This window comes from Paenibacillus sp. TSM33, from assembly GCF_056099025.1.
Genome location: NZ_JBLZXB010000010.1, coordinates 840,868 through 863,804 on the forward strand (window position 1 = coordinate 840,868; position 22,937 = coordinate 863,804).

The following is a 22,937-nucleotide window of genomic DNA, read 5'->3' on the forward strand; positions in this document are numbered from 1 at the left end:
GGAGGTTTGAGAAACATGGCCAAGAAAGCACCGGAAATGGAAGAGTATAAGTATGGCTTTCGTGACGAGCACAAGTCCATTTTCCAAACAGGTAAGGGTCTCACTCCGGAAATTGTAAAGGAAATCTCCAAAATTAAGGGTGAACCGGATTGGATGTTGGAGTTCCGTCTGAAAGCATTGAAGCAATTTGAAAAAATGCCAATGCCAAAATGGGGCGGAGACATGGATGAACTGGATTTCGATGATATCCAGTACTATGTAAGACCTTCCGAGAAACAAGGGAAGACGTGGGAAGAGGTTCCTACAGAAATTAAGGAAACCTTTGATAAACTGGGGATTCCTGAAGCGGAGCAAAAGTTTTTGGCTGGTGTATCTGCGCAGTATGAATCCGAGGTTGTCTACCACAGCATGCAAAAGGACCTGGAAGAGCAAGGTGTCATTTTCATGGATACCGATACGGCGTTGCGTGAGCATCCTGAGATTCTGAAAGAGTATTTTGCCACAGTCGTACCTCCTGCAGACAATAAGTTTGCGGCACTGAACAGTGCAGTATGGTCAGGCGGTAGCTTTATCTACGTACCTAAAGGTGTAAAATGTGAAGTTCCATTGCAGGCTTACTTCCGTATCAACTCGGAAAACATGGGTCAATTTGAGCGTACGCTCATTATTGCTGACGAAGACAGCTTTGTGCATTATGTAGAAGGCTGTACGGCTCCAATCTACAGTACGAACTCGCTGCATAGTGCTGTGGTTGAAATTATTTGTAAGAAAAACGCACGCGTTCGTTATACAACGATCCAGAACTGGGCACCTAACATTTACAACTTGGTAACCAAACGTGCGGTTGCTGAAGAAAATGCAACGATGGAATGGGTTGATGGAAACATCGGTTCCAAACTGACAATGAAGTATCCTGCCGTTGTATTGAAAGGTCGTGGAGCGAAAGGGATGGTCTTGTCCATCGCTGTTGCAGGCAAAGGCCAGCATCAGGATGCAGGTGCGAAAATGATCCACTTGGCACCAGATACTACATCCACGATTGTATCCAAATCGATCAGTAAGCATGGTGGTAAAGTAACGTATCGCGGATTAGCTTCCTTTGGTCGTCAGGCTCAAGGTGCAAAATCGAATATTAAGTGTGATACGTTGATTTTGGATAATCAGTCAACTTCAGATACTATTCCTTATAATGAGATCATGAATGACGATATTACACTTGAGCACGAAGCAACGGTGTCCAAAGTATCGGAAGATCAACTCTTCTATCTGATGAGCCGTGGTCTGACCGAAGCTGAGGCAACACAAATGATCGTTATGGGCTTCATTGAGCCGTTCACCAAAGAACTACCGATGGAATATGCAGTAGAAATGAACCGCTTGATCAAGTTCGAAATGGAAGGTTCTATCGGTTAAAACGTGGTAACCCTTGGTGAGACAAGGTACTTGAGCTAATTAAAGCTGTTAAATAGGAGTCGTGCCGATTTTGTGCCGACTCGGATTCACTTTTAATGTAGAAGGCGAACTTTTTAAGTTCGTCTTCTTCTTTTTTCTGTGATGCCTAAGTCCATAGGCCTTATTTCTACTACATAAAAAAATTTATGCTTAGGGCCGCAGATAGTTGCCTAGCACTTATGTATGTCTGCTTAATAGGATGTTGTGAGCGACATAAATATAAGGAGGCATATCAACAGATGCAGAAGAATAAACCTGTAGTAAAGAAGAAAGCAATCTTTTCAAAACAGACACAGAGGCATGTACATGAATTTGAAGGTAGTACCAAACTGGCTGAAGAAGGCGCAGACCGACATAACCACCGCTTCGCAGGTGTCACTGGGCAAGCGATTCGAGCTGGAAGAAGTCATGTCCATGAAATTGATCTTACAAAAACTGATTTCGTGAACCACTTTCATAATTTGAGAAGGATTAGAACAGGACCAGCTATTCCAGTCGGAAATGGAAAACATGTACATTTCGTTACGGGCCAAACCACATTAAATGATGGTCATGTACACCAGTTTAATTTCGCAACATTGATTGAGGAACCTCTTATTTAATGAACGGTGGTTTGACAGAAGTAGAGGCAACAAATGATCGTGATGAGCTTTATCGAGCCTTTTATCAAATAACTGCCGATGGAATATGCGGTGGAGATGAACCGTTTGATCAAGTCCGAGATGGAAGGTAGTATTAGCAAAAAGCCCTGCTAACCTTAATTGGTCGGCAGGGCTTTTTGCTCTTACATTGATTCTGTATTTCCTGATTAATGCCTGAATTTGATTGAATACCTTATGATACATCGCTTATTCTAATTTTAAGTATATAATTTTTTTATTTTTATTCTCAGTGTCACCAATGAGCAATCTAATGTTGTAAAGACTCATCGGGTTACTTATTTATTTATCTGAAGTTTTATGGTCTAAGTCATGATGCAACTCGGTTGCTGGTATTTTGGCATTATAGACCTGTCCTTTGGCAACGGGGTTAGAGATGTATACATAGCTCCCGGTTCCATCCGGCGCACTTCCTGTTGCCCACAGACCTTCACTAGATTCCTCTCCTTCTGACAAGTTCCAAAACTCATATGCTTCAGGCTGGGATTCTTGCTCTGCTTCAGGAGGAAAGGAAGCCGGTACCACAACACCATTTTTTTCTTCTAATTCTTGGATTGCTGACATCCATTGATACTGATGATAACGGTCACGTGCTAGCATTTTCCGTAATGTAGCCCTAACGCTTTCATCTTGTGTCATATGATATAGTCTTGCTACTTGCAATCGACCTTGACTCTCTGCATGCAAGTTGGACCGCATATCTGCCAAAAGATTACCACTAGCAACAATGTAAGAACCATTCCATGGAACTCCATTGGAATTAGTAGGCAATCCGCCAAGACCGCTGACCAGTAGGTGTTGCGGGTTAATTCCCCCCATAATGGCAGCTGTAACAGGGTCTTTGGCAGCTTGCTCCTGATCTTCTGGTTTAGCCCCATCAAGTAATTGACCAATTAAAGCACACAGCATCTCCACATGCCCTATTTCTTCTGTTCCAATATCCATTAACATATCTTTATATTTTTCATCACCGCGACAGTTAAACCCTTGAAACAAATATTGCATCATCACGGTCATTTCTCCAAATTGGCCTCCCAAAACTTCTTGTACCTGTCGGGCAAATAGAGGGTCAGGTCGCTCTACTTTCACTTCGAACTGCAACTCTTTTTGATGTCTAAACATAATTAGTCCTCCTATAGGTTAAAGCAGTTTAGTGAATCCAAGCTATATTAACCCATTCAAGGCGCAATAAAACGAGGATCTGCCTAACAACAATAACCCTAATACTAGACTAGAAGTCTTTTTATTGAATTTCTTATTTCTTTGGTTTGTATAAAAAAGATAAAAAAAGGGTAGTATATGTTTCACTTCAAAATAAAAACTCTAAGGGGGTTTTGGTATTGTATTTTTATAAAGAAGATTTAATTAACTTAATAGTACCCGATAAACCCGACCCAGCTGCTGCAAAAGTGATTCAAGAGGTATTGGGTGGTCGATTTGGAGAAATGCGTACTATGATGCAGTTTTTCTTTCAAAGTAATAATTTTCGTGGTAATGCTGTACAGTTTAGAGATTTGATACGAGGAGTTTTTCTTGAGGAGCTTAGTCATGTTGAACTGGTCCAACATACCATAAATCAACTTCTGACTGGCTCAGGCGAAGACCAAGCCGGCGATGCTGGAGTTGATCATGCTCCTTTGGATGAAGCGATAAAACATGCCAATCCTCATCATTTTATTATGGGAGCTCAAAGTTCCTTACCCGTTGATGCAAGTGGTAATCCTTGGTTAGGTAGTTATGTCTATTCCCACGGTAATCTGATTAGTGATTTGCTTGATAATCTCGTACTCGAATCTACAGGGGTTCTGCAAAAATCCCGAATTTACGAAATGAGCTCGAACAAAACATTCCGGGAAACATTGGCTTTTTTGATTGTACGGGATAATGCTCATCAAAATGCGTTTGCCAAAGCATTAGAGACACTTGGAGTAGATTGGGGGAAGTTGTTCCCAGTTCCAAACTACGATATTAACAAGTATCCAGAATGTCGAAAGTATGTTGAAATGGGCTTTCACAATGCACAGTTTAATTTTCGATTGGATTCTACTCGTATCGGAGAAATATTCAATGGACAAACTCCAAGCAGAAACGGTGGGGATTTGAGTGTCATTGACCCTCCAGAAGGCTTCCCTCTTCCGTATATGCCTGAATTGCCTAATGAACATAGCCCAGGCCTACAAGATCTTAACTCCTAGGATTAAATATAAAAATACAGATAGTAATTAGGCTTATATCCGTAATACAAAAAGAGGCTGTCCTTTGTAGGAAAAACCTACGGATTAAGGACAGTCTCTTTTCATTCGTGTAGCCTGTGCTTCGGTAAATCATTCCGTACAAACAAAGTAACGCCGGGTGGCAGTGGCAGATCAGGATTCCAGATAAATCTCATCAATGGATACATGGCGTTCCCTGGACAAATCTATATATTCATCATCGTTAATTCTTACTAAGGGCCTGAAGTAATCGACAGGATTGTTCAGAATAATGGTTCCTGTCTGGCCTGTAGTCAATAGAACTTGCTTATTAATAAAATTCGGAAGCATATGTCTGATGAACACTTGAGTAGTTTCTGGATTCAGATGTCCAAAACTCATACTGTGCAGCTCGCGTAATACGGTGAGTAACTCCTGCTTCGTCTGATACACACGGTTGGAAATCATCGCGCTGTACACGTCGGCAACAGCCGTTATGCTGGCAAAAGGATGAATCTCTTCTTTGAATAGTCCATGGGGGTATCCACTTCCGTCTTCACGTTCATGATGCTGCAAGGCGACAATTGCTGAAATCTCATCGCTGGTTGAATTGCGAATAATATCATAGCCATACTGAGAATGCTTTTTCATCTCATGAAATTCTTCTGGTGTCAGTTTATCCGGTTTGTTCAAAATTTCATCCGGTATCATTGACTTGCCTATATCGTGTAAATATCCAGCTTTACCAGCGGCATATGCCTCTTCTTCTGTATATCCTAGCCAAGTGGCAATGTAATATGACAGTATGCCTACTTGGAGGGAATGATTATAGGTATAGTGGTCTCCCCGTTCCATAATTAACAGCAGAGATACGACATCTTTTTGGCGAGCCAGTTCTGAAACGAGAGGGCCGAACAGCTCATCAACTCGATATTCGTCAAATTTTCCAGTTGAGGAAGCTTCGAGGAACATGCTTTCAAAGCCACTGATCGTCTGCTCTATGAGGGGAACGGCGCGTTTAAGGGACTCGGGGGAAGCTGGAACATCGGGGGCAAAGCCAACCGGAATGCTCGTAGAACCAGCATCAATGTCGATATAATCGACACCGTGCATAATGAGCTTGGAAATATCGTCATGCTGAAGCTCGGTGCCCTGTATCATGACAGGCACACCATGCCCATTGTATGTATCGGATTTGAGTCGATCGCCCGGCTTGGCATCGGTAACGTGAACTCTCATGCGCTAACCTCCTTATTGTCGTAAATTTGTCGAAAATACGAAACAAACTTAATATATCAAGAATTATATGGGATGACAACGACTAATTTACTATTATTCCAAGCTGTAAAATAGGTCCGAAGGACCCGTCTCCTTTAAGTTACATATAGAAGGCAATGTCAATGATTTTCACTATCTATGTCCACCTCATATGTACCATATTGCTAAATAACATGGTATGCTTAAACATTAGAAGCTCCAAAGTCGATATATAAAATATAGAGGAGGGCGGTTATGGAGATGACGACTCGGCAAACGTTGACCATTTTGCATACGAATGATATCCATAGTCATTTTGGCAGTATGCCTTCGATAGCCGCGATGATCAATGAACGAAGAGCTGCATCAGGGGATGCGCTTCTTGTGCTGGACATAGGAGACCACATGGACCGGATGGCCCCCGAAACGGAAGGAACGCTCGGTGGGGCAAATGTGGATGTGATTAATCTGACAGGATACGATGCAATTACGATCGGTAACAACGAGGGACTGACTTTTACCTCGGATATGATTGAACAGGCATATGCAGGCATTCATTGTCCAGTCGTATGTGGCAATCTGACAGAGCGTGCCACGGGAAGGATTGCTTCGTGGATGAAGGAATCCGTTATTTTGAACAAAGCAGGAATCAAGATCGGTTTACTCGGTGTGACGGCTCCTTTTACAGAGTTTTATCAATTGCTGGGTTGGGATGTGCTCGATCCGTTTGAGATGCTGGGGAAGCAGATCGCGGCACTCAGAAAGCAGGTGGATGTGGTGGTCGTGATGTCTCACCTGGGTTTACCCTCTGATGAGAGATTAGCATCCCTGTTTCCTGAAATTGACGTTATTCTTGGTGGTCACACCCACCATGTGCTGGAGGAACCGCTTCAGATCGGGAACACCGTTCTATGCGGGGCCGGGAAGTTCGGAACGTTGCTCGGTGAAGTGACACTAACCCGTAACCATAGTCTTGAACCGTTTCGAATTACCTCAGGCGGCGTAGTTCCTGTGGATCAGACGCTGTTGGACGAAAAGGTAGCATCGGCCATTGTGTTGCATCGCAGACAAGCAGAACGCGCCATGGAGAGCACGGTGGCAGTAACGGATCGGGAACTGGAAATCGCCTATAATGAGGAGTCCCCTTTCGGGAATTTGCTGGCACAATCGGTGTCCCATTTTACAGGAACCGAAATTGCCCTCGTCAATGCAGGTCAACTGCTCGGTCCCTTGCCTCAAGGAGATATTAGCAAAGGAATACTACATTCCTTATGTCCATCACCGATTAATCCCTGTGTTATGAAGTTGCGGGGAAAAGACATTCGCTTGGCACTGGAGCAATCCCTGCTGCCTGAATTTACAGACAAGCCCCTGACGGGCTTTGGCTTCAGAGGCAAAGTGCTTGGCACGATGTGTGTGGAAGGATTGACCATTCAGTATGATCCAGACCGTGCTCCTTATGAAAAAGTGACGGACATTCGTGTAGCGGGTCGACCCTTGGAAGAAGATGAGGAATACACAGTGGGCACGTTGGATATGTTCACTTTCAAAGCAGGCTATAAAGTGCTTGCCAACGGAACAGATCTCCAATTTATGCTTCCAGAATTTTTACGGGATTTGATTGAAATGGAGTTGAAGCGTCCGGGCGCGATGGAAGAATGTTTTGCAGCTAGGTGGCTTCAGGTATCAAAACAATCGGGAGAGGATTAAGCTGCGACTGGTACCTGTTACATTATTGAGAGCCGGCATGAAGCTGGGCAAAAAAATATACAATGAAAATGGAATGGTGCTGCTCTCGGAAGGTGTTGAGCTTACTTCGCGATTGATTGAACGTCTAGGCCAAGTCGGAATTGGATATGTATACATTGAGGATGCAGTGACAGAAGATATCGTCATACCTGAGATGATCCATGAACAGACAAGGGCGGCGGCGCTACAGGAAATCAAAAAGCAGTTTCAGGGTTTGTCATCCTACTCCGTAGATCATAAGCACAAATATTTTGGCAAGTCCTTTTATAAGGTCATGGAATCCATTCTGGACGATATTGGAGGCCGCCAGGATGCCGTCATTATGTTGATGGATATCGGGGCCGCGGATCAGGATTTATATCATCATTCTTTGAACGTATGCCTATACTCACTAGTCCTGGGAATATCCAATGGCTACGATAATAACCAGCTCATGGAGCTAGGGATAGGTTCATTACTGCACGATATCGGTAAAATGAAGATTTCACCTCAAGTCCTCTATAAGCCGGGTAAATTGACGGACGAGGAATATGAGCACATGAAAACACACACAGTGATCGGCTACAAGCTACTTAAAGACGAACCGGGGATTCCCTTGTTGTCAGCTCATTGTGCATTACAGCATCATGAGCGTATTGACGGCAGTGGCTACCCACACGGTTGGAAAAAGGACCAAATCCACGAATATGCGAAATGGATCGGTCTGGCGGACTCGTATGACGCGATGACGGCAAGTCGGATATACAAGCAGGCTTTGTTGCCTTATGAAGCGATGGAGGTACTATACGCCGGGGCAGGAACGCTGTATGAGCAGCGGATGCTGGAAGCCTTTCGTGACTGTGTAGCTATTTACCCTCTGGGGCTGTCTGTGATGCTCAACACAGGGGAAGAGGGAGTTGTAGTGCGTATACATCCCAAAATCCCGCAAAGGCCTGTCATTCGTATTGTAAGAGACCGGGATGGGCAGGAACTCAAGGCGCCTTATGATGTGGATTTGTCCGTATCCCTTTCGGTTATGATTACAAACACATTAGGCGCTGCTACCGGCCCTTTCGGAGGAGTACACGTAGATTAGCGGAGGATGTGGAAGAAAGCATGCAGGTACTTTACACATCATGATATGATAATTATACGTCTTTTGAGGTTAATAACAGAAATAAGGTGAAAACATAATGACAGTTCTACAAAATAACACGCTACCCCAAATATCGCCAACGTATGATCCGTGGGACCCGATTGTCTCACTGCGTACACGTGGTCGTCATTTGCTTACAAGTGTGGAAATGACCGTAACACATTTATGTAATATGCGCTGTGAGCATTGTGCTGTCGGTGACATGCTGGTTATGAAGGAGGCCCCTTTCCTTCCTTTAGATCTGATGCTGAAGCGGCTGGATGAAGTTGAGCATCTGGAGACAATAAGTATTACAGGCGGAGAACCTGCTTTGCTTGATAAAACAGTGGACGATGTGATCGTTCCACTGTTGAAGTATGCTAAAGAGCGCGGTATTCGTTCGCAAATCAACTCCAACCTGACGTTGGATATTCGAAGATATGAAAAGATGCTTCCGTATCTGGATGTCATGCATATATCGTTTAATTATTTAAATGCAGACGATTTTTATGAAGTGGGATTCGCAAATACCGGACGTCCGACTCCACGCGCGGGTGCTGTGCGCCTGTATGAAAACATGATAGAGAATGCACGCAGATTGAGCGAAATGGGGATGTTCATTTCAGCTGAGTCCATGATTAATTATCGAACACACACGAAGCTAGAAGGCATTCATCAGTTGATCAACGAAATGGGATGCCGCCGACATGAGGTTCATCCGATGTACGCGTCGAATTTTGCCTCTGCCTTGCCTGTACTGTCCCTTGACGATATGCGGAACTCGATTGATAAGTTGCTGGATGTACGGAATCAGGATATGTGGATGTTATTTGGTACACTACCATTCTTTGCTTGTTCAGAGCGGGAGGAAGACCGTAAATTGCTTCGCCGCTTGCGACAAGAACCGAATATTACGGTGCGTAATGATCCAGACGGAAGAAACCGTGTAAATGTGAATATGTTCACGGGTAGCGTATATGTGACTGATTTTGCAGACATTCCAGCTTTCGGAAACATTCAAGAAAACAGTCTGGATAATATTTTCGGTGAATGGCTGAATGAGCATCCGCTGAATCAAACCGTGAACTGTCATTGTGATGCGGCTGCGTGTTGCGGACCGAATCTACTCGTAGCGGATATGTATTACAAGGGTGTTGACTTTAAATCAAGAAAAGCATTGCAATTATAAGCATTTTTACTTGATTCCAATTACAGTTTTCAATCATAAATACTGAATTGAATAGCTTGCAAGTCGAATGGTGCAAAATGCTAACTAAAGAAATGGGGAGTTCGTATTGGATGGTCATACCGAGTTTCATTGGGGATTGCTAGGGGTGAATCTCTTCTTGGTACTGCTGCTTGTCTTTCTAAACGGTGTTTTTGTGGCCGCAGAGTTTTCGCTGGTCAAAATGCGCCAATCCCGATTGACGCAGCTCCAAAGTGAGGGTCATCGCCTGGCAGGCTATGCGCTGAAGGTAAACCAAAAGTTGGATGCTTATCTGTCTGCCACCCAATTGGGCATTACGCTGGCTTCATTGGGACTAGGTTGGATTGGTGAACCAGCAATATCCGGCTACCTGATAGAGCCACTCATGCACAAACTCGGTGTAACTGACGGTACACTGATTACAACGGTATCCGTTGTCGTCGGATTTTGCGTCATTACTTTTTTGCATATTGTATTGGGCGAGCTGGCTCCCAAGTCTTTGGCAATTCAAAAGACCGAAGGTGTGGCATTATTTTTATCGGCGCCCTTGCTGCTTTTTTATAAGGTCTTTCTGCCTGTAATCTGGGTGTTGAATGTTGCCGCAAACATGCTGTTACGGGCATTCGGTATTCAGCCGGCGAGTGAAGCCGAAGCGGCGCATTCGGAGGAAGAGATCCGTATATTGATGAATCAGAGCGCCAAAAGCGGTGTAATCGATAAAGATGAAATCAAGCTGATGGATAATATCTTTGATTTTTCTGATCTGCTTGCCCGTGAGATTATGTTGCCGCGTACAGATATGGATTGCTTGTACACGAATTTGTCGTTTAAGGAAAATCTGAAGATTATCAGTGAGACCAAGCATTCCCGTTACCCGGTAGCGGTCGAGGATAAAGATCAGATTATCGGTTTTGTCCATATTACAGATCTTCTGCTTGCTGAGCAGGGCGAGCAACTGGATCTGGCCTCGGTGGTGCGTCCTATTCTGAATGTGCCTGAGTCCATGGAAGTAAGTCATGTGCTGCGCCTTATGCAGAAAAAGCATTCCCAAATGACTCTTGTAGTGGATGAATACGGCGGAACCGCCGGTCTGCTGACAGCGGAGGAAATTCTAGAGGAAATTGTCGGGGATCTCTATGATGAGTTTGAGGATGAACGTCCAAGCGTGGAAATGAAGGAAAACTTCATCTCTGTGGACGGTCGTATGCTCATTGAGGATGTGAATGATTTGACTGGAGTGAACATTGAAGACGACGAGGTGGACTCCATCGGAGGCTGGCTGTTTAAGGAATTGGAAGGCAGTCCGGTGAAAGGGAAGAAAATAGAGTTTTATAATCTGACCTTTGAAGTGGAGGAAGCAACAAGGCTTCGCATCATGAGAGTGAAAATTCACCGTAAAACTGAGCCTGTCATTGAAGATGAGCTTTCTAACGATGAGGAATCCTAATCCACAGAGATAGCCATGATTAGTTCAGATATGCAAGTTATATAGAGTGCTGAAGAAAGAGCCTTTAAATCCACGTTACCGTGGTTTTAAAGGCTCTTTCTGAGTTAGTTACTGCTGCATTCAATCGAAATATAGATAACGGGGAGGATGCCCTAAACAACTTGACCAGCAGTTTCTATAGTTTATGTTTTGAACAAAAATTTGTATCTTATTTTTTGGTTCGAGACTTGGGCGATGCGGCATATGTTGAATAGTAAAGCAGATGGATCAATCAAAGGAGGTCCCGGCCTGTGAAATTTCCACAGCAAGGTCAGTATGCCCCGTTTGTCGGCCCGTTCGATCCGTGTCCACCCGTTCTATGCAAAACTTATGTGCTTCCGCCAAACTTGTTTATACAATTTCAGCCCCCTGGTCTGCCGCAGTTCAGTCCAGACGAGGCGCTGACGAAAGGAACGCTATGGCCATTGCTTTACAGTCCTTATGAGCCTAGGAGAAATCAGGGGGGAGGCGAATAGAATGGAGAATCCAAATCAGGGTCAGTCCCCAAACCAATTTCAACAGCCAAATCAGCCTGAGAGTGGACATCAACAGCCAAATCAGCCTGAGAGTGGACATCAACAGCCGAATCAGTCTCAAAGCCCTTATTCAAATTCATTTCAATACCAGAATCAATCTCAGAACCCGTATCAATACCAGAACCAGTACCCAAACCAAGTTCAGGGTTATAGTCAAGCTATCCCCCCGGCTCAGGGCTATACATCTCAAACCAAGCCAGTTGATGCCCAGTTTTATGCGCTACTGGAGAAGCTCCAAGCGGTGGATTTTGTACTAGTGGAGCTGAATTTGTATCTGGATACACACCCGGATGATTTGCAGGCCATCGAACAGTTCAACAAGCTGACACAGGAAAGAACGGCGATTGCTAACGAGTATCAACTCCTATATGGACCCTTACAGAATTTTGGTCGTGCCTATTCCAAGTATCCTTGGGAGTGGAGCCAATCACCTTGGCCGTGGCAGGTATAGGTAGGGAATCGTACAACCTTTTGTATAAAGGAGGAACATAAATGTGGGTATATGAGAAAAAACTGCAATATCCCGTACGTGTCAGCAAATGCGACCCTCACATGGCTAAGTTGCTTATGGAGCAGTACGGGGGAGCGGATGGCGAGCTGGCAGCGGCTTTGCGCTATCTGAATCAGCGGTATACGATTCCTGATAAAGTCATCGGTGTATTAAATGACATCGGGACAGAGGAATTTGCCCACTTAGAGATGATTGCAACGATGATTTACAAGCTGACGAAGGATGCGAGTGTGGAGCAATTAGAAGCGGCTGGTCTGGGCGAACATTATGCGGCACATGATCGTGCATTATTTTATGAAAATGCGGCGGGCGTTCCTTTTACCGCGGCCTATATTCAAGCCAAAGGCGATCCCATTGCCGATTTATATGAGGACATTGCAGCAGAGGAAAAGGCGAGAGCTACATACCAGTGGCTGATTGATTTGACAGACGATGTGGATTTGCAGGATAGTTTGAAGTTTCTGCGTGAACGTGAGGTAATTCATTCGCTGCGCTTCCGGGAGTCAGTAGAAATTTTGAAGGGAGAAAGAGACCGGAAAAAGGTGTTCTGAGGGGGTCTCGTATGACGAATAGGAAAGACCATCTGCAAGCATCAAGTGCAGGTGGTCTTTCCTATTTATAAAACCAGTAACTTGTAAACAAAGAAAATTATAACTAAAGTCGATTTCTTGTAAAAGGAATCGACTTTTTCAATGACGCCCAACAGAATATTATTTCTGCTCTAGCTGTGCAAAATACTGTTCATTATATAAAACACTTGGATGAGTAGGATGATGCAACTGAGCTATGCGGTGATGCGATTTTGCCTGTTCGATGTCGCCGATTCGGTCGTAACACAGGCATAATTGCAAGTGTGGAAACCAGGTATAGTACGATGAATTGGTTAAAGCCATTACATCTTGCGAGGGCTCGATCAGCGTCGCTTGACGAAACCAATAAATGGCTTGGGCATACTGCTCATCTTCAATGAATAAATTGCCGAAAGAACAGCAAAACTGGGCGCGTGGTACATCGAGGGTAAGTGTACGGAGTAAAGCCATTCGTTGCTCCTTTTTTTGTCCTTGGCGACCGTAGCAATCCGCAAGCTTAAAGCAAGCAGCAATCCGATCTTCTATCCATCCTTGATTTAGCCCTAGATAATGATCGTACTGCTGAATGGCTTCTAAAGTAAGCCCGTTATCATATAATTCATTGGCGAAGTAGTAGTGATCTCGTTCAGAAAATACGGTGCCCCGCTCCTTATGCTTGAGATATATGTGCAAATTACGATCGGTATAAGCTCGTGTCTTCTTATGAGTCACCGCCATATTACTGTGAAAGGTGCTGCCTGTTACATTCAGGAATTCGTGAACAAATCCGGTCCATCTGAATCTGCGATCACGCCGTACAATTCGGTTTCTTTTGAGCTTATACAATGGCTGTCCTTGTTCATCTACGGATAGCACATAATCCATTGTAATGCTGTCATAAGAGAGGGTGGCTTGTTTTTTCCAGTTGAGAAAGGATAGTCGATCTTTTTCTTCCAGTATGTCATCGGCATCCAGCCAAAATTGATATTCTTGCGTGGCTTGATCAAACGCATAATTTCGGGCAGCGGAGAAATCATCGCACCATTCAAAATGGTATATCCGAGCGTTGAATGCTGCAGCGACCTCTTGGGTTCTGTCCGTAGAGCCAGTATCAACGACAATGATTTCATCCACCAGGTCATGGACTGATTTCAGACAGGTATGAAGGGCTTCTTCTTCGTTTTTGACAATCATACATAAGCTGACAGTCACCATGCTCTTTGTCCCTCCCAAAAAACTTGGTATAATTTCTATTTTATTAGGATAGCTTGCTCATTATGTAGTAATTCGGCTTGAACATGTAAAGGGGATATGATGATCATAAATTCAGTTCTGCTCTAATAAATTAGAAAATCAAAGCTGGATGTTTGGGGGAAGGGTATGGATTGAAGATGTGGGTGATGTTCCGGGTTAGGATGTGCGACAGGATGGGTTTTATCGTTGAATCGGGAGATTGTATTTTGTATTGATGTCGTTTTCATTGATATTTCTAGGGGTAAGCCCATTCATACCACGCTCACTCCCATATCGCTTGGTCGCAATTATGGTATGCGTTAGGACATGGAGGGGGAACGGTTATGAGGCTTTCGCCTGATGGAGGCGTTGACACATGCGTATACTAATCGGCAGCCCGGTGCACCAGAAGCCGGAAATTTTGTCTTTGTTTCTTCAAGCTTTGGAGCGTCTGGAGGCACCTGACGTGCTACCGGATTATTTGTTTGTCGATGATAATGACAATCCGACTTCAAGCCAGTGGCTAGTTGACTTTTCCAATCGACTTCCAGGTCGGGTTTTGCCCTTGTTAACAGGCTCGCAGCAAGTGGAGAACCGAAGTGATGAGCACACTCATTATTGGCCGCCTGCTCTCGTCTGGAAAGTGGCTGGCTTTAAAAATCGTCTTATTGAATATGCACTTCAGCACAATTATGACGCGTTGTTTCTAGTCGATTCAGACCTGGTTCTCCATTCTCGTACCTTGTGCAGGCTGGTAGAGACGGAGAAGGATATTGTATCAGAGATTTTCTGGACACGCTGGCAACCGGAAGGACCGCTATTGCCTCAAGTGTGGGTCAGTGATGAATATAACTTGTTCCATCGTGAAGATGGCGAAGTGTTGTCGGCAGAGGAGCGAGCGCAACGTGAGTTGCATTTTATACACCAGTTGCATGTTCCAGGTTTGTATGAGGTGGGTGGTCTAGGCGCGTGTACCTTAATCCGCAGACGGGCGCTGGAAGCAGGGATTCATTTTGGTAAAATCAAAAACGTTTCTTATTGGGGAGAAGATCGACATTTTTGTATTCGAGCGGCTGCATTTGGATTTCCACTTTTTGTAGACACACACTATCCGGCAATGCATCTATATCGGGAAGCCGATCGAATGAAGGCAGAACAGCTATTATTCACCCTAAAGTACTTTACATCGAACCGCCCAGAGCATGTAACACATGCGGAACACTCCGATATTTCTCCAAGCTCTCCAGCCTTCAATCGTCCAGCATCGTCAAGAACCCCTAAATTCAATGAACCTCCAGTTATACCCGATGATCTCCGCGAAACTGCTGTCTTTGCCAAGTACACGGCAGATTCGTTTGTTGTACCCCCGGCGTTCACTGGTCCACGACAAAGTGAGCTTTATACACCGCCTGTCTCTAATCCTAAATTGACGCTGACCATGACGGTATGCAATGAGGCAGATCGCAAGCTTACAGACGTGCTGCTGAGTCACCGGGAATACATTGATGAAGCAGTCATTATTGATGATGGTAGTCATGACGATAGCGGAGCGTTGTGCCGGGAAATCTTACAAGGAATCCCTCTGCGTCTGATCCGCAATGAAACACCCTCTTTTATCAATGAAGTCGAACTTCGAAAGCAGCAGTGGAGAGAGACATTGGCTTCTTCTCCCGAATGGATATTAAGCATGGATGCTGACGAAATGTTCGAATCCCGCTTTGCCCAAGGGGTACATTCTTTGTTAGCGGGAACGAAAGCGGATACGATTTGTTTCAGGTTGTTTGATATGTGGTCTTCGACGCATTACCGTGATGATGACTATTGGCAGGCTCATCGGTATTACCGTCCTTTTTTAATTCGATATAAAGAGGGGTTCCCTTATAAATGGAAGGAGCAGTCCTTGCACTGTGGGAGATTACCCGAAAATGTACTTGACCTTCCCACAGAGATCAGCAACTACCGTATTCAACATTGGGGTTGGTATACACCTGCTATTCGCATGGCTAAATTTGAGCGGTACCAGCTGCTTGACCCAAGTGCTCGTTATGGATGGAAAGAGCAATATGAATCCATTTTGGACCCGAACCCACGACTCACGCTCTGGGTGGATCAGGACAACAAAAATACAGAAAAAGAACCTACATCAGAATATGAACCTGACCATCAGGTGAACGCCTTGGATGTCGCCAAGGTGGCCAGTGTACAGGTCATGAACAAACCCGAACTACAAATAAAAAGTGAAGCCAAGGACACCTTTTATGCTACGGAGAAGGGGAAAGGAGCAGAGCAGAGTGTAAAATGCAAACTGTGTGGCTCATCTGACACGGTAGTATTTCATGATTATCAACGCTTTACCTTGATGGGATGCGGCTCCTGTGGATTGGTTTTTCGTAAGGATGTAGATCATATTCAGTCTGAGGAAATGATAGCAGAGATTTATAATGCCGATTGGGTTGCTATGCGGGATAGTGCGGCGACGTCCACCTATGGGGATCATGCTCTTTTTGGACTTATGTTGCTCGATATGTTCAGTCCCAGAAAAGGAAAATTGCTTGAGATTGGCTCAGGCACCGGAGAATTTATCCATGCTGCCCTTCAAGCTGGCTGGAATGCAGTGGGCATTGAGCCGTCCAGTGACTCGCGTGCCTATGCCAAATGCAAATATGAGGTGGAATTATTACCGGGTTATTGGAACGGTGAAACAGAATTAGATGCTCAAATACAACAAACTGTGGAAATTCACCGAGATCATGAAGATCAGGAAGAGATTGAGGCCGAAAGTCCAGAGGAAGAACTGGATTTATCCTTGGAGCACCAATACGAAGCCATCGCATGCTGGCATGTGCTGGAGCATATCGCGGACCCGATCACATTTTTGACGGATTTGCGTGATCAGCTTCAACCTGATGGAACGTTATATATTACGGTGCCCAATAAAAACTCGTTTACCAACGAGGCCTATGGCGTTCACTCGCCTTTATTTACGGAGGAAGATCATTTGTACCATTATTCGGATCATACACTGACGCTTTTGCTGGAAAAGTCCGGCTTGCGCCCGGTGGCTTTGTTCACCCGCCAGCTTCCTGCTGGTTTGGATGCCTTGCTGCAAGCACATCCTTTGTACGGTAAGCTTGCCTTTACAGAGCAAATGGGATTGTTGGCTAAGCTTCAAGGTGAGAAACGGGGTCATGAATTATGCTGTGTAGCAAGAGTAATCTAAACATCTCCAAAGGAGGCTACATTCATGAATATGGCTGACCCGTATTTGTCTCGCTTTTTTGTATATTCTGATCCCAACTCGTCCAACATGATTTACAGACTCCCTCAAAGCTGGTGGAGTCGTCCCTATGAGTATGAGTGGTGTCTCCAATTTATGTCCGGGCAAGATATAGTATTGGACGCGGCATGTGGAATCCCTCATCCATTCAAATTTGAGCTGGCCCGTCGTTGCGCTCAGGTCTATGCCTGCGATCTGGATATACGAATCGTTTCTGTAGATGCTATCTTGGCCGAGGTGCGGCGGGATATTGGGGAGGAGGCCGCTGAGCGCATTCAGGAGATTTTACCCGTTCGGCTCCACCCCGCCCATGCCAATCTGACTTCCCTGCCCTACGAAGATTCCAGTTTTGACAAAATTGTATGTATTTCAGTGTTGGAGCATTTAACGCCCGATGAATCTTTGACAGCCTTACGTGAATTTCATCGAACTTTACGGGATGACGGAATGCTTCTATTGACGTTTGATTATCCTACAGTGGACCTTTCAGCGATGGAACAGTGGATAGAAGAGGCGGGGTTTTCGTATTGGAGTGGGGTGGATCTCAAGCTTCCACGGGGGGCTTTACACACGGATATGTGGGGCGGTTTACATTGTTTTAGGACGGTTCTAAAAAAATATAAGAGTTAACGGTATGCGCAATGAGGTTTACACAGACCTCTCTTATTGCTTATCATGAGAGGGGTTGGAGTGTAAACTTACATAGGAAAGGAATGACTGATAACTACATGAACAATGCACCTGTGTTGAAGAAACCTGAGGCTATGGTATTTGATATGGACGGTACCCTTTTTCAGACAGAGACGCTGTTGCTTCCTGCGTACCACAAGCTGTTTGATACGCTGCGCGCCGAAGGGCTTTATGAAGGAGAGACACCTCCCGAGGAGCTTATTTTGAATAGTTTGGGTATGCTGCTGGATGAAATCTGGAGAAGAGTGATGCCAGAAGCTAGTGAAGCAGCTCACAGAAGAGCGGACGAGTTGTTGCTTCAGCTGGAGCTGGAGGGGTTGAAAAATGGAAGTCATGCTCTGTATCCACATGTAAAAGAAACACTCCAGGCACTTCATGAGCAAGGTGTCCGATTATTTGTAGCCAGTAACGGGCTGGAGGATTACGTAAAGGGGATTGCTGCAGCGTATGAAATGGTTCCTATTTTTGAAGGACTGTACAGCGCTGGAGAATACAGTACGCTTTCCAAAGTAAATTTGCTAAAAATTCTGTTGAACAAGCACGATATTTCGAATGTATGGATGGTAGGAGATCGTTCCTCAGATGTGGAAGCCGGCAAAAAGAACGGACAGACGGTGATCGGCTGTGCTTATGCTGGATTTGGTGTGAATGATGAGTTGGAAGGGTCTGATGCGATTATTACGGACTTTACGCAGTTGCTTACGCTTTATAAAAACGCCGAGTAACTGTGAAAACACAGATAAGGGTTATAAATAGATGTGGTGTACCATATAAATCATACATGCAGACGATGTTGGGCAGATAACAAAACAAAGGAAGGCAGCCACTTAGGCGGAGCCTTCCTTTGCTTTACTCTCTGTCTTATCTTCTGTTTGTTCTTCTGCTTTTTGTTCCGTCTGCGGCTTCGGATTAATCTGAGTGTGGTAGACCCACAGGGCGTATTCCATAGGCTTGGTGATGGCACGACGATAGGTTTCTTTTTCACCAATTCGTGAAAATACCTCGCGAGCCGGCTTCGGGTTGACCTCAAGCACGTAGATATGACCGTCCTTATTGATTGCCAAATCGAGCGCAAGCTCACATAATGCCCCATAGCTTTCTTCCAGATACGCAGCAATGTCCAGTCCGAGCTTTTCCCCTTGCTTGATGATTTTCTCTCTGTGGCCTTCATCACGAATCCATTGCGTCAGCAATTGCTTCATCGGTACTGCCTTGCCTCCGCCATGCAGGTTGGAAGTGACACTCCGATGTGCCCCGATGCGCCCGGCACATCCCGTTAGCTCCCATACTCCCTGGCTATTTTTCTGTACCAGCATACGATAATCATGGACCCTGCCATTTGGCAACTGCACAGGAATTCCTTCCTGAACAATGTAGTTATCCATGTTCCAGCTGCTCAGACGCGGCTCCAGACGATCCAGACGTACCCGTTGCTGGGGAATAATATGGCGCTTACGATTGCGTCCCTCAATCAGATACAGGCCGCTCTGCTTGTTAACAGGCTCAATGCGTAAAATGCCGCGGCCTCCCGTGCCGTTAATTGGCTTGAGGTATACTAGTGAATTCTGTTTGAGCATCCGCTTTACACTATGAAATCCATCAAACGGCTCTGTAGCAGGCAGATGGGGGCGAAAGGCAGCCTTTCTCGCAAGCTGCTGATGAATGGCCCATTTATTGCTCAGCGGTCGGTTTAAATAAACAAGGTCTGTATACTGCAATCGGAATTTCTTTAATTGACGATACCGCTCACTGCGTTGCACTCGGCAGCGGTCGAAAATCATATCGGGAAATTCTCGCCATTTTCGAGTCCATTTACCGCTGTGTGGATCATAGATTTGGGCAAGGAGCAGTCTGCGATCCTTATGGACATCCGCAGGAGTGAATACATACATATCCAGTCCCAGCCTTTTTCCTTCTGCGATCATGCGTTCATATATGTCACGTTCCTCCAGTTGCTTCTTACTGTTCAAATACAAAGTCATGATGCCTAGGACAGGTTTTGGCACAGCATTCCACCTTCCTCTGCCGTCTGCTCATCTTCGGATAACTCCCCATAAAATATTAGCGTGGGCTTCCCCGTCGGTCCAGTCGTCATTTCATGAGCAATAAGTCCAGCGCCAAAACAGGTTTTGAGACTGGCCATATTGTCGGTGGCTACGCTGCACGTCAGACGGCGCAGCTGTTGGAGCTGGGCGGACAGCAGTCTAGCGCCCAGTCTGCGGCCCCGGTAAAGCGGACGAACAATCACGATGCAAGCATCCTTCCCATAATTCAGAGCGAGGGAAAATCCCGCAATCCGCAGCCCCTTCTCCGTGCGCACATATGCGCACAGGAGGGAGGAGCCAGGGTTGTTCAATTGCTCCGGCGTTAAAACAGCCAACTGCCGCAGAGCATTGCGAGTAATGCGCATACCGCCCGAACTGCGAGCCAGAAACAGCAACTGTCGTCGTCTCAGTACCCAACTCCGGGCAGGCAAATGTTGAACATCGCTAATTTGCGGCATGATTCCACTTCCTTGAGATTATTTCATTCGTTCAGCCAAAAAGGAGCTGTACTGAAATATACGTCTAAGTGATTTTTGACGGATGTCCGGCTCGTCGAATTTCATCGGCTTGGCATTGGCTTCAAAAAACCAGAGGGTTCCGAGGGTGTCTACGCCCAAATCCATGGACATTTCACCGTGAGAAAGACCGGATGCGCGTTCAATTTGACGTGCAATCTGAATGGCCGTACTTTTAACTTTATTCAGCAAATCCGTGCTGTCCTCAGGTCCAAAGAGGGAGGATAGGAGCTTGAATGGGTCCTCCACACTTCCCCCACGCGGGACATGTGTTGTAATACTTCCCTTACCTGCTAGTCTGGCACCGACTCCGGTAATGCTCCATGCGCCACGGGCATTTTTTTGCACCAGAATGCGCAAATCGAAGGGTTTTTTCTGATAGGTTGCCAGATCGATACCCTGCTGAATGATATAAGGGGAGTTGCCTGCTTCCCGGCGAATACGTCCCCATAACCGAGACAAGGATACAGATCGGTAGGTTATGCTTTTTTTATCATGTTGAATGGTCAACCTGTATGCCATCAGATGCTCTGGGTTGAATCTGAGAATCATAATTCCCTTGCCGGCTTTACCGTTTTCCGGTTTGAGATACAGATATGGATATGCAGATAGCATTTTTCCTAAGGATGACAAATTACTTAACCGTTTGGTAATTGGAACAAGTTGACGAGTGGATTCCGAGGTACGAAGCCATTTGAACAGTTCCCATTTGTTAAAAAAACCCGGATTGTACAACTCGACGCCTGATGCGTGTGAAATTTCATCCAGCTTTGTGCGCACAGATGTTTTAAGTTCATAATTACGGTTAGGGATACGATTATAAATGACCTGTGGAGATGGGAAATTTTGCTCCTCCCATATCTGTGAGTTTTTGTTGTAGATGTAGCCCTTCACTGTTTCGTCATCCAGCTTCAAGTCTCTGACAGTAACAATGTACACCTGGTACCCCATGCGCGTTCCTGTTTCCAGAATATCCCTGAAGTTTCGCTGGTTGCCCTTGAAAAATTGTTCATCGTCGTGCACTGTCAATACAGCAACAACTGGTTTTTGCTCCGCCCGGGTATTCATAGTTCCTCTTTTCTGCGGAATTTACTGAGGTAAAGACAGTGGTCCAAAATATGCTCCACGGATGCTTTACCCTCCGCACGCAACGATGGATGCTGAAAGATGGATCGGCCTGGCTTAGAATTGGCTTCAAACATCCATACCTTTTCATCCTGATCAATGCCCAGGTCGAATCCGATTTCACCCAGTAGATGCTGATGGTGATATTCAATGGCTTCTGCTAGCGTAACTGCTACATTCTTGGCGCGTTGAAGCACTTCACCCGCCCGGTCTCCGAATACCCGACCGAGCGCTTGCTCGGGTGTCATCAGGGAACCGCCATTTTTGATATGAGTCGTGACACTGCCACGTCCGGCTTTTTTGGCTCCAATGCCAACGACGACCCATTGGTTATTGCCGTCTTTGTGCATATGAAAACGGAAATCAATCGGGCAATTATCAATCTCGATCAGCTGAATGCCCTGCTGAATGACGTAGCCCTTTAGCGTCTGGCCCTTATTGGAGTGAAGCATCCTTAGCATGGAGTTAAAAGAGGCAAACCGCAGCAATACATTGCTATTTTTCTTCCGGTACCTTACATAGTATCCTTGCTTGGGGACATAGGACAGACGATAGATTCCTTTGCCGAGACTGCCGCTACTTGGCTTGTAATAAGCAAATTGATGCCGCTCCAGCATACCTCGGATGCGTTCAGAGCTGGGATTCATATAGGATTCAGGGACATAGCGGTTAACCTCTGGATTATTTTCCAGCAGATGATAGATATCGGATTTATTAAAAAAGCTCCAGTTAAAGAAAGGAATTCGTTTGCGGGAAAAGCGTTCGCGTAGTTGATTGATCGCTGGGGAAAAATCAGAGCGGCGGCTCGGCAAACGATTATAAATTACGTCCGGCAAAGGTACGAGTTTACGTGTAAACTCCCCGCTTGATGACAGAAAATAGCCGTTAATCGTATCATTTTGCCAGTTGATATCCCGTGGGGTGAAGGCAAAAATATAAGATTTTTTACTACCTTCCTTCAACAGTTGCTTAATAAAGCCTGTGCGTGATCCGAAAGGGCGTGTGGTGGAGCTAGTAGCATCAGACAATACTCCAATCAACGGTCCAAGCTGAACATCTCCGTCCAGATTCCGCAAATAGATAGACCCGCTTTTGGGAACACGGATTGCGTTGCGCAAGCCGGAGGTCAAGTATAGATGACGTCCCGCCTTCTGAATGGGTTTGACTGTCGCGGGAATCTGATCTTTGCCAAGTCGCAGACGAATGGACTTGGCTCCAGATAACTTAAGGCTTTTCAACAAGGCAGTGGATATATACGCCACCTTGTCGGGCTGCTGTGAGAAATGCACATTGCAATGCGTTAAACTCATCTGTTTATCC

The 22,937-nt window shown here is 45.3% G+C and carries 20 protein-coding genes and 1 pseudogene; 14 read left to right on the forward strand and 7 right to left on the reverse strand.

Annotated features, from left to right (window positions below; genetic code table 11):
• Window positions 1–15 precede the first annotated feature (15 nt).
• From sufB to ACN6NF_RS07825, 3 genes and pseudogenes are all read left to right on the forward strand, one after another.
• Complete coding sequence (gene sufB / locus ACN6NF_RS07815; RefSeq protein ID WP_016819590.1) at window positions 16–1,413, forward strand: Fe-S cluster assembly protein SufB; 1,398 nt, start codon at window positions 16–18, stop codon at window positions 1,411–1,413.
• A 278-nt stretch (window positions 1,414–1,691) separates the two neighbouring features.
• Window positions 1,692–2,054 (forward strand): YmaF family protein, encoded by a 363-nt coding sequence (locus ACN6NF_RS07820; protein WP_474316623.1) that lies wholly within the window; start codon window positions 1,692–1,694, stop codon window positions 2,052–2,054.
• Window positions 2,048–2,207, forward strand: a pseudogene (locus tag ACN6NF_RS07825) (Fe-S cluster assembly protein SufB); the annotation flags it as partial. The gene ACN6NF_RS07820 and the pseudogene ACN6NF_RS07825, both read left to right, overlap by 7 nt.
• A 186-nt stretch (window positions 2,208–2,393) precedes the next feature.
• Here ACN6NF_RS07825 and ACN6NF_RS07830 read toward each other — a convergent pair.
• Complete coding sequence (locus ACN6NF_RS07830) at window positions 2,394–3,233, reverse strand: manganese catalase (RefSeq protein WP_474316625.1); 840 nt, start codon at window positions 3,231–3,233, stop codon at window positions 2,394–2,396.
• 218 nt (window positions 3,234–3,451) lie between these two features.
• Here ACN6NF_RS07830 and ACN6NF_RS07835 point away from each other — a divergent pair, with 218 nt between their 5' ends.
• Window positions 3,452–4,306 carry a manganese catalase family protein gene (locus ACN6NF_RS07835; RefSeq protein WP_474317538.1) on the forward strand — a complete coding sequence of 285 codons (855 nt, stop codon included), beginning with the start codon at window positions 3,452–3,454 and terminating at the stop codon, window positions 4,304–4,306.
• A gap of 171 nt (window positions 4,307–4,477) precedes the next feature.
• Here ACN6NF_RS07835 and ACN6NF_RS07840 read toward each other — a convergent pair whose 3' ends face one another.
• Window positions 4,478–5,542, reverse strand: coding sequence for an HD-GYP domain-containing protein (locus ACN6NF_RS07840; RefSeq protein ID WP_474316627.1), 1,065 nt, complete (start codon window positions 5,540–5,542; stop codon window positions 4,478–4,480).
• Between the two features lie 273 nt (window positions 5,543–5,815).
• Here ACN6NF_RS07840 and ACN6NF_RS07845 point away from each other — a divergent pair, with 273 nt between their 5' ends.
• The 7 genes from ACN6NF_RS07845 to ACN6NF_RS07875 all read left to right on the forward strand — a co-directional run bounded on the left by ACN6NF_RS07845 (window position 5,816) and on the right by ACN6NF_RS07875 (window position 12,714).
• The gene (locus ACN6NF_RS07845; protein WP_474316628.1) at window positions 5,816–7,270 is read left to right on the forward strand and encodes a bifunctional metallophosphatase/5'-nucleotidase; all 1,455 of its coding nucleotides are present in this window, start codon (window positions 5,816–5,818) and stop codon (window positions 7,268–7,270) included.
• Entirely contained in the window at window positions 7,224–8,384 is a 1,161-nt protein-coding gene (locus ACN6NF_RS07850) for an HD-GYP domain-containing protein (RefSeq protein ID WP_474316630.1), read from the forward strand. The genes ACN6NF_RS07845 and ACN6NF_RS07850 overlap by 47 nt, the downstream gene beginning before the upstream one ends.
• Window positions 8,385–8,481: 97 nt before the next feature.
• Window positions 8,482–9,612, forward strand: coding sequence for a radical SAM/CxCxxxxC motif protein YfkAB (yfkAB, locus tag ACN6NF_RS07855; protein WP_474316633.1), 1,131 nt, complete (start codon window positions 8,482–8,484; stop codon window positions 9,610–9,612).
• Window positions 9,613–9,718: 106 nt separating this feature from the next.
• Window positions 9,719–11,077 (forward strand): hemolysin family protein, encoded by a 1,359-nt coding sequence (locus tag ACN6NF_RS07860; protein WP_474316634.1) that lies wholly within the window; start codon window positions 9,719–9,721, stop codon window positions 11,075–11,077.
• Window positions 11,078–11,367: 290 nt separating this feature from the next.
• Complete coding sequence (locus ACN6NF_RS07865) at window positions 11,368–11,592, forward strand: spore coat associated protein CotJA (protein ID WP_474316635.1); 225 nt, start codon at window positions 11,368–11,370, stop codon at window positions 11,590–11,592.
• 1 nt (window position 11,593) lies between these two features.
• The gene (locus ACN6NF_RS07870) at window positions 11,594–12,103 is read left to right on the forward strand and encodes a spore coat protein CotJB (protein ID WP_474316637.1); all 510 of its coding nucleotides are present in this window, start codon (window positions 11,594–11,596) and stop codon (window positions 12,101–12,103) included.
• Between the two features lie 41 nt (window positions 12,104–12,144).
• Complete coding sequence (locus ACN6NF_RS07875) at window positions 12,145–12,714, forward strand: manganese catalase family protein (protein WP_474316639.1); 570 nt, start codon at window positions 12,145–12,147, stop codon at window positions 12,712–12,714.
• Between the two features lie 159 nt (window positions 12,715–12,873).
• Here the strand turns inward: ACN6NF_RS07875 and ACN6NF_RS07880 are convergent, their stop codons facing one another.
• Window positions 12,874–13,947, reverse strand: a complete 1,074-nt coding sequence (locus ACN6NF_RS07880; RefSeq protein WP_474316641.1) for a glycosyltransferase family 2 protein — start codon at window positions 13,945–13,947, stop codon at window positions 12,874–12,876.
• 394 nt (window positions 13,948–14,341) lie between these two features.
• On the opposite strand from ACN6NF_RS07880, the gene ACN6NF_RS07885 reads away from it, so the two are divergent.
• The 3 genes from ACN6NF_RS07885 (at window position 14,342) to ACN6NF_RS07895 (ending at window position 18,657) form a co-directional block, all read left to right on the forward strand.
• Window positions 14,342–17,185 carry a methyltransferase domain-containing protein gene (locus tag ACN6NF_RS07885; protein ID WP_474316642.1) on the forward strand — a complete coding sequence of 948 codons (2,844 nt, stop codon included), beginning with the start codon at window positions 14,342–14,344 and terminating at the stop codon, window positions 17,183–17,185.
• A 24-nt stretch (window positions 17,186–17,209) separates the two neighbouring features.
• Entirely contained in the window at window positions 17,210–17,872 is a 663-nt protein-coding gene (locus ACN6NF_RS07890; RefSeq protein WP_474316644.1) for a class I SAM-dependent methyltransferase, read from the forward strand.
• A gap of 83 nt (window positions 17,873–17,955) precedes the next feature.
• The gene (locus ACN6NF_RS07895) at window positions 17,956–18,657 is read left to right on the forward strand and encodes an HAD family hydrolase (RefSeq protein ID WP_474316645.1); all 702 of its coding nucleotides are present in this window, start codon (window positions 17,956–17,958) and stop codon (window positions 18,655–18,657) included.
• A gap of 102 nt (window positions 18,658–18,759) precedes the next feature.
• Here ACN6NF_RS07895 and ACN6NF_RS07900 read toward each other — a convergent pair whose 3' ends face one another.
• The 4 genes from ACN6NF_RS07900 to ACN6NF_RS07915 are packed head-to-tail and all read right to left on the reverse strand — an operon-like array spanning window position 18,760 to window position 22,927.
• Window positions 18,760–19,938 carry a YheC/YheD family endospore coat-associated protein gene (locus ACN6NF_RS07900; protein WP_019686837.1) on the reverse strand — a complete coding sequence of 393 codons (1,179 nt, stop codon included), beginning with the start codon at window positions 19,936–19,938 and terminating at the stop codon, window positions 18,760–18,762.
• Window positions 19,920–20,435, reverse strand: coding sequence for a GNAT family N-acetyltransferase (locus ACN6NF_RS07905; protein WP_474316648.1), 516 nt, complete (start codon window positions 20,433–20,435; stop codon window positions 19,920–19,922). The genes ACN6NF_RS07900 and ACN6NF_RS07905 overlap by 19 nt, the downstream gene beginning before the upstream one ends.
• 18 nt (window positions 20,436–20,453) lie before the next feature.
• Window positions 20,454–21,560 carry a YheC/YheD family endospore coat-associated protein gene (locus ACN6NF_RS07910; protein WP_474316650.1) on the reverse strand — a complete coding sequence of 369 codons (1,107 nt, stop codon included), beginning with the start codon at window positions 21,558–21,560 and terminating at the stop codon, window positions 20,454–20,456.
• Window positions 21,557–22,927 (reverse strand): YheC/YheD family endospore coat-associated protein, encoded by a 1,371-nt coding sequence (locus tag ACN6NF_RS07915; protein WP_013370328.1) that lies wholly within the window; start codon window positions 22,925–22,927, stop codon window positions 21,557–21,559. Before ACN6NF_RS07915 ends, ACN6NF_RS07910 begins: the two co-directional genes overlap by 4 nt.
• Window positions 22,928–22,937: the final 10 nt, after the last annotated feature.